Origin of the sequence: Halobacillus massiliensis (genome assembly GCF_900166625.1) — a bacterium.
Classification (GTDB): domain Bacteria; phylum Bacillota; class Bacilli; order Bacillales; family Halobacillaceae; genus Halobacillus_A; species Halobacillus_A massiliensis.
The window spans coordinates 2,964,030-2,972,002 of sequence record NZ_LT800499.1 but is presented as its reverse complement, the minus strand read 5'-3'; the positions used below and the strand labels follow the sequence as shown (position 1 = coordinate 2,972,002).

Here is a 7,973-nt window from a genome sequence, read left to right as displayed (position 1 = left end):
AAAAGAAGGAGAGCCGCCGATAGAAAGGAAAAGCACGGCTGAAAGAGCGGAGAGAAGCGCCGAAAGCGAGAGAAGAACCGTCGAAAAAGAGGAGAACCGCCGATAGAAAGGAAAGCACGGCTGAAAGAGTGGAGAGAAGCGCCGAAAGCGGGAGAAGAACCGTCGAAAAAGAGGAGAACCGCCGATAGAAAGGAAAAGCACGGCTGAAAGAGTGGAGAGAAGCGCCGAAAGCGAGAGAAGAACCGTCGAAAAAGAGGAGAACCGCCGATAGAAGGGGAAGCACGGCTGAAAGAGCCGGTCAAAGCGCCGAAAGCCAGAAACTTTATAAAGAAAGCAATACCAGCTCCGACCGCTAATATAACCAGGACGACATCCTTAAATTCAAAAAATTTGAAATAAAGGCAGGAAAATTATCATCTTATGACGAAAATTAAAAGCATAGATTCATACAAGGGGGATCTCTATGCGTTATTTTGAAGTAGAGGAAGACGGCAGGATAATTCATATTCGATTAAATCGAAAGGAAAAATTAAACGCGCTTCATAGTGATATGCTTAAGGAATTTGCCGCACTTGTAGAGGAAACGAAAGATAAAGAGGCACAAATCGTTGTTATTTCTGGTGCTGGGAAAGCGTTCTGTGCGGGCGGAGATGTTGCCATGATGCAAGAGGTTACTAATCCTGAAGTCTATGATCAAGTGATGGATGATATAGAAACGATTGCAACAGGGATTTTTACTATGCCTAAGCTCGTTATTGCTGCCTTGCATGGACCTGTTGTTGGTTTGGGACTAAGTATTGCGCTGGCGGCTGATTATTTAATAGCGGAAAGAAACACGCAAATTTCCATGAATTTTATTGGTGTTGGTTTAGCACCAGATGGAGGCGGCCATTTCTTTTTAGAACAGCGGCTTGGCACACACCGGGCTAAGCAGTTTGCCTGGGAAGGGGAACAATTGACCGCGGGAGAAGCGAAGGAAGTTGAGCTTGTAGATATGATTGTTGATGAGGATGTCTATAAGTCAGCAGATCAATTAGCTAATAAATGGACGGGGAGACCGCTTCAGTCAATGATCGCGACAAAGCGTATTTACAATAATTACAGCTTAGACCGGCTTCTTCAGTATTTGTCTAAGGAAAGGCAGTCCCAATGGAAACTTCGGCATACGCAGGACCATAAAGAAGGGATTGAAGCCTTTTTAGAAAAAAGAAAACCTAAATTTTCTGGTCAATAAAAAAAGTCGCTTTTATTAGCGACTTTTTTTTAACGGTGAAACAATACAAGGTGTCCTTCTGGTGCAACACAGCGGTGGGTATATTCCAAAAAACCTTTTTCTTCTAACTTTTGGCTGCCGATCTGTTTAGCTTCTTTATCATTTTCAGCTTCGAAAGATTCATCTAACAGGTTTGTCCCGTTCTGCTCAAAAACGGTTAAGAAATACTTTTTCATTAAAAATCGTCTCCTTAAGTTAAAAAAATGAATAGCTAATCATATTATATACATTAGATAAATAAGGAGTAAAATCCTGCATTGTTTTTCAACAAGATTGAAACTATTTCTCTATTTCAAACGTATTTAATCATTAAAGGAGGAGGAAAGCTGTGACTTTAAAACTACATAATGTAACGAAACAGTTTGGCGGCTTTACGGCAGTGAATCAATTATCCATTGAGATACCGGAAAAACAAATCTTTGGCTTTCTTGGGGCAAATGGAGCCGGGAAAACGACGACGTTTCGAATGATTCTTGGACTGATTGAAGAAACAGAGGGGACGATTACTTGGCAAGGGGGAGACATTGGGTATGATCAAAGCCATTTGATAGGCTATCTTCCCGAAGAGAGAGGTCTTTATCCCAAAATGAAGGTCCAGGATCAGCTTGTCTATCTTGCGAAGCTTAGAGGGATGAGCAAGAAAGAGGCAATAGAAGAGATAGAGATTTGGCTTGAAAAATTTAAAGTTCCTGATTATAAAACAAGAAAGGTTGAGGATCTATCAAAAGGGAATCAGCAAAAGATTCAGTTTATCTCAGCCGTCTTACATAAACCGAAGCTCCTCATTTTAGACGAACCTTTCTCTGGGCTTGACCCGGTAAATGTTGAAATGCTGAAAAAAGCAGTAGTTGAATTGAAGGAAGCTGGCACTTCCATCGTTTTTTCTTCTCACCGGATGGAGCATGTTGAAGAGTTGTGTGAGCATCTATGTATTCTGCATCACGGCAAACCAGTTGTGCACGGCAGTCTTAAAGAAATTAAGCGTTCTTTTGGAAGGAAAAATGTTCGATTAAAAGCTGAATTTGATCTGGAGTTTATTAAGGATATTGATGGAGTGACAAAGTATAAACCATTCAGTGAAGGGTGCGAAGTCCAGGTGGAAAATGAGGAAGTCTCTCAGGAGATTTTTGCAGCATTAAGCGGGCGGGGGTTTGTCCGTACATTTGATCTTGAGGAACCTTCTTTAAATGATATCTTTATCGAGAAGGTGGGGGACTCTTATGAATAAATTCTTAATTATGGTCGGACATACTTTTGCCTCACGTGTGAAATCAAAATCATTTATTATTACAACCATCGTCACACTTTCGCTGATTTTTCTTATTACAAACATTCAATCGATTATTGAAGTTTTCGATAACGGAGAAGATGAAGCAGACCAAACGAAAGTAATGGTAGTAAGTGAAAATGAAGAATGGGCGGGGGCAATGGCTGAAGTCCTGGACACAAGTGAATCGTTTTCTGCTGAAGTTACAGGTCTGCCGGTAGAAGAGCTCAAAAAGGCCGCAGAAGACTCAGAAGGGAAGGAAGCGGCACTGGAGATCACTGAAAGCGATAGTGGACTTCCAGCGGCTTATTATTACTCAGCAGAAAGTTTGTCACCGGGGGACAGTGAAATTGTCGAACAGTCTCTTCAGCAGTTGAAAATGCAGGCAATTTCTAATCAAACCTCTGTGGATCCAGGTGTATTAGCAGCTATCCAAATGCCTCCTGAGCTAAATGAAGTTTATCTGGGTGATGAAGAAAGTACAGCTGAAAATATCGCTCAGACACAGGGTCTCGTTTATATCATGCTGTTTTTACTTTATTTATCTGTATTGCTTTACGGTAATATGATTGTCACTGAAGTAGCGACAGAGAAATCGAGCCGTGTCATGGAAATTCTTATTTCAAGTGTGTCTCCGATTTCGCAGATGTTCGCAAAAATTACTGGAATCGCCCTTGTTGGATTGCTCCAGTTTTCTTTAATTATTGGCATAGGATATTTAGGAATTAAGCAGAATTCAGGCGAAGGGTCGTTTTTGGAGATCGTCGGCCTGGGAACGATCCAGTGGGATATCATTGCTTATGCTGTTTTGTTTTTCATTTTAGGGTATTTCCTTTATGCTACGCTTGCGGCTACATTAGGGTCGCTTGTCAGTCGATTGGAAGATGCTCAACAGATGGTAGCACCGATGACATATATGATTATCATTGCGTTTTTTATTGCCATCTTCGGTCTCAATGACCCTGATGCTGCCTTTATTACGGTTACATCTTATATTCCATTTTTTTCACCGCTGCTCATGTTTCTTAGAATAGGCATGCTTGATATTCCGGTATGGGAAGTTGTCCTTTCTGTCGGTGTCCTCGTAATCTCTATCGTCTTATTAGCGATTATAGGGGCAAAGATATACAAAGGCGGTGTTCTCATGTACGGAAAAACTTCTTCATTAAAAGATGTAAAAAAAGCTATTCAGCTGACAGGTAAAGATAAATAGTTATCAATCAGGCGCTTCTTCTAAGGGAGAAGCGTTTTTTGCGGATCAAAAAACGAACGTGCATTCGCTCTTTTACTCTGATAAACTTATGAGTAAGATCTATTAGAAATGGGGGACTTAAAGTATGGCATCCTTAAGGTTTATACATAGTGCAGATTTGCACTTGGACAGTCCTTTTAAAAGTAAAGGCTACCTGCCGAAAGAACTGCTTGAAAAGCTGAGAGCTTCCACATTTGAAGCCTTTGACAGGTTAATTCAGCATACCATTGATCAGAAAGTGGATTTCCTGCTGATAACAGGTGATTTATTTAATGAAGAAACACGTAGTTTAAAAGCCCAGGTGAAGCTTCGGGAGGGCTTTAAGAGACTGCATCATTATGGTATTCAAGTATATGTAAGCTATGGTAATCATGATTATGTAAATGGGGCTCATTATCCACTGTCCTACCCTGATAATGTTCACATTTTTAAAAATCAAGATGTGTCTGCTCTTCCTTATTATAGAGAGGGAGAACATTTCGCTAATATTTATGGCTTCAGCTATGTCGAAAAGTCGGTAAAAGAAAATAAAACATCGCAATATCAGAAGACAGGAACGCCTTATTATCATATTGGTACACTTCATGGAAGTGTAGAGGGGGCAGACGAACACGAAGCCTATGCCCCCTTTAAAATACGAGAGCTTCAAAATACTTTTATGGATTACTGGGCACTCGGCCATATTCATAAACGTCAGATTTTAGCGAAAGACCCCTACATCGTTTATTCGGGAAATATTCAAGGCCGTTCAACAAAGGAACTGGGCGAAAAAGGGTGTTACCTGGTGGAAAACGATGGGACAGGCTTCGATTTAAAATTTTTGAAACTGCACTCATTTATATATGACTCGGCGGTTATTGAATGCAGTTCTCTTGATCATCCGGAAGAACTTGAAGGTTTCCTTATGAAAGCAAAAGAGCGAGTAACTGCACCAGCTATCATTACCGTAGTTTTAAAAGCTGAACTCGGTAAGCTGAATAAATGGAGATCTGAAATCGATCAATGGACGGATGTACTAAACGAAGAAGAGGATTTTGAAGGCCCCTGGGTCTGGATTGATAAAGTAGTAGTGGAGGATAAGGTTACATGGGACGAGAAGGAATTACGAGAAAGTCCTCACTTTGCGGGAGAATTTTTACGGCATTTAGAAAATGTAGATGAAAAGGAATTTAATGAATTTATATCACCACTATACAAACACAGGCGCGCTTCGAAAGTTATAGAACAGCTGAATGAATCAGATAAGCAAGAAATTATGCATGCCGCAAAGGAAATGGTACTTCAGCAGCTATTAAGAGGAGAGAAAGACTGATGCGGATACGATCATTACATATTTACGGATTTGGAAAATGGAAAGACTATTCCCTGTCATTTAATGAGGGGCCGCTTACTGTTGTCATGGGAAATAACGAAGCAGGGAAATCTACCATACAACAATTTCTTCTTTTTATTCTATTTGGACTTCCTCCAAGAAAGAGAGAATTTTATCAGCCGAAAAACGGGGGATCTGTTGGAGGAAGGCTGACGATAGAGACTGAAGAGAATGGGATAATTACAGTTGAAAGAATGCACGACCGGGTACTAGGTGAAGCTGTTTGTCGTTTGGAAAACGGAGAAGAACACGGGGAAGCCTTTTTAAGAGAGATTTTGGGTGGGATTTCTAAATCTGTTTACAAGTCGATCTACAGTTTTAATGCTGATGATCTGAATAAACTTCAAGGTCTGACTGGTGATGAACTTGGTGAGGTATTGTTAAATGTCGGGCTGATGGGATCAGATCAATTACATGAAACTACGAAATTTTTAGAAAAAGAACTTGATGAACAATTTAAGCCAAAAGGACGCAAACCAAAGCTGAACCAGCATCTTGAAAAAATTGAGCAGCTGCAAGTAAATCGCAGGCAGGCTGAACTGGAAACAGGTGAGTATCAGCAGACTCTGGAAAAATCAGAATCAATGTATGAAGAAATCCAAAGGATAGATGAAAAGCTGGAGGATAAAAGAAAATTAACTGGCCAGTTAACACAGCTTAAAAAAGCAGCACCCGTTCTCCTGCAGTATCATCAAATGAAAAATTTAAAAAAACCGGAGCATGTGATGGACAAGGATGCTTTAGAGCAAATGCGCCACCTGCAGGAGAATATTCTTCCACTTGAAAATAGTCTGAACGATGCTTTAACACAGTTGGAGAAGTACAGAGAGGAAGCAGAATATTTAAAAGAAAGTCTGACAGCCTACCCTTACGATAAAGCAGAAGAGCTTTTACAGTTTAAATCGGAATATGAGCGGATTTTAGAAATACAGAAAAGACTGAACCAACAGCTTAATCAGCTGCAAGAAGAAACCGATTCTGAAATGACCAGAGCTGGAATTTCTATTGAAATTAGTGCCTATAAATTTCCTTTTTATTTAGAAGACCAGTGGAGGGAGATTAGAGAAGAATTAACAAGGCTTGAAACTGCATTAGAACAGTGGAACGAAAAGAAAAACTCACTGAGGCTTCAAAAAGAACAAACAGAACATCAGCTTGAAGAACTGAAAAGAGAAGGAATCAGTGAGGAAGAAGCAGAGAGATATTCGGAAAAAATTGATTTTTATATCCATTCGCAGACGGCCGCTGCATCTATGCGTACAAATAAAACGGCCTCCTTTTACTATTTAGGAGCAGGTATTCTCTTTATAGCAGGTTGTCTTTTATCGTTGTGGACATCAGAAGCCCTATGGTTGTTTGCCGGGGGTATAGCTGGGCTGGGAATAATTATGTATACTCAACTGCAGATTAAAGGCAATGGGCAAATGCCAGGAGCAACTATTTCAAACGAAGAATACAATCAGGCGAGAAAGCAGCTTCAGAAGTTTGACCAGACAAAAGGGGAACAACTATATTTAATGGAAAACTGGAGGGGCGTTCAGCAGGAAGAGATAAAGCTGAAAGAATATCATAAGAAGCTTGAGAATCGACAGCATAAGCTTGATTTATCTATGGATGAACAGTACAGTAATTATCCTTTCCTTCAAAATTTTCAAGTAGAGCACTGGGAAAAGCTTTATCATATACTTAAACGTCTTCATGATATACAACAGGCCATAGAAAATACGAAAGAAGAGCTAACCTCCTGTTACAGAAAGTCAGCCGCCATTGAAGAAAGTCTGGAGAAGTTTTTCCAAGCTTGTAATTGGGAAGATGGTCAACAAAGCCATGTTGAAAAGTTTTCTGTTTTAGCGGAGGTTCACGAACAGGAAATCAATAAAGTGAACGAGTTGAAAAAAATAGAAAAAGAAAGCAGAGGATTGACAGCTCAGACCGAAAACCTAAAAGAAAAATTAAATCCCTTGTATGAACAGCGTAAGATTCTCCTTCAAAAAGCCGGAGCTGTCGATGCCGAGCATTTTTATAAAATAACAGAGTCTCACAGAGAGCTTGTGAAAGAGTGGCAGACTAAACAGGCTGTTATTCAACAAATTCATCTCATGCTAAGCGAGGAAGAACAAAAGAAATTTAATGTTTGGAGCAGTCCGCCTCGTGAAGCTGAAATTAAGAGTAATCTTGATAAGTTTGAAAGCGAGATCGAAAAACTTAAAGAGCATTTATCCTACTGCCAAAATGAGCGGGCGGAAGCAGAACACAGGCTTCATCAACTTGAGAATTCCAATAGACTTTCTGAATATAATTATCAATTGGAATCAGAAAAAGGAACCTTCCAGGAAGAAGCAAAACGCTGGGCTGCTTATAAATTGGCATTGGATGTATTATTGAAAACGAAGGAAGCTTATCAGCGGGATTATCTGCCAAGGGTATTAGAGGAAGCAACGGGATTATTCTCGCGGCTGACTGCAGGAAAGTACTCGCTGATTTCTGTTGAGAAAGGGTCCGGCCGAATTAAGGTTTCAGACCAGCAAGGTCAATATTTCTTAACAAATGAACTTTCACGGGGAACAGCCGATCAGCTGTATGTTTCTTTAAGGCTGGCTCTGGCCAGAGTCTTATCCATTGAGCAGCCACTTCCTTTTATTGTGGATGATGCCTTTGTACATTTTGATAACCAACGGCTTCACATTATGATCGAATTGATACAAGAACTGGCGGAGAAACAGCAGGTCATTTTCTTTACATGGCGGCAGGACCTTGCTGAAAAGCTTAAAGCAGCTCACACTATTCTGCTTTGATCGATTCGATAGCG

Annotated in this window: 6 protein-coding genes; 5 read left to right on the top strand and 1 reads right to left on the bottom strand. The window is 40.3% G+C overall.

Annotation, left to right across the window (positions count from 1 at the left end):
- Positions 1 to 463: 463 nt before the first annotated feature.
- Complete coding sequence (locus B7E06_RS14780) at positions 464 to 1,234, top strand: enoyl-CoA hydratase (protein WP_082234727.1); 771 nt, start codon at positions 464 to 466, stop codon at positions 1,232 to 1,234.
- A 29-nt stretch (positions 1,235 to 1,263) separates the two neighbouring features.
- Here the strand turns inward: B7E06_RS14780 and B7E06_RS14775 are convergent, their stop codons facing one another.
- Entirely contained in the window at positions 1,264 to 1,449 is a 186-nt protein-coding gene (locus tag B7E06_RS14775) for a YhzD family protein (protein ID WP_082234726.1), read from the bottom strand.
- Positions 1,450 to 1,601: 152 nt separating this feature from the next.
- Between B7E06_RS14775 and B7E06_RS14770 the strand changes: the two genes are divergently transcribed.
- The 4 genes from B7E06_RS14770 to B7E06_RS14755 all read left to right on the top strand — a co-directional run bounded on the left by B7E06_RS14770 (position 1,602) and on the right by B7E06_RS14755 (position 7,959).
- Complete coding sequence (locus tag B7E06_RS14770; protein ID WP_082234725.1) at positions 1,602 to 2,501, top strand: ABC transporter ATP-binding protein; 900 nt, start codon at positions 1,602 to 1,604, stop codon at positions 2,499 to 2,501.
- Positions 2,494 to 3,753 carry an ABC transporter permease gene (locus B7E06_RS14765; protein WP_082234724.1) on the top strand — a complete coding sequence of 420 codons (1,260 nt, stop codon included), beginning with the start codon at positions 2,494 to 2,496 and terminating at the stop codon, positions 3,751 to 3,753. The genes B7E06_RS14770 and B7E06_RS14765 overlap by 8 nt, the downstream gene beginning before the upstream one ends.
- 124 nt (positions 3,754 to 3,877) lie before the next feature.
- Positions 3,878 to 5,104 (top strand): metallophosphoesterase family protein, encoded by a 1,227-nt coding sequence (locus tag B7E06_RS14760; protein ID WP_082234723.1) that lies wholly within the window; start codon positions 3,878 to 3,880, stop codon positions 5,102 to 5,104.
- The gene (locus tag B7E06_RS14755; RefSeq protein WP_082234722.1) at positions 5,104 to 7,959 is read left to right on the top strand and encodes an ATP-binding protein; all 2,856 of its coding nucleotides are present in this window, start codon (positions 5,104 to 5,106) and stop codon (positions 7,957 to 7,959) included. The genes B7E06_RS14760 and B7E06_RS14755 overlap by 1 nt, the downstream gene beginning before the upstream one ends.
- Positions 7,960 to 7,973: the final 14 nt, after the last annotated feature.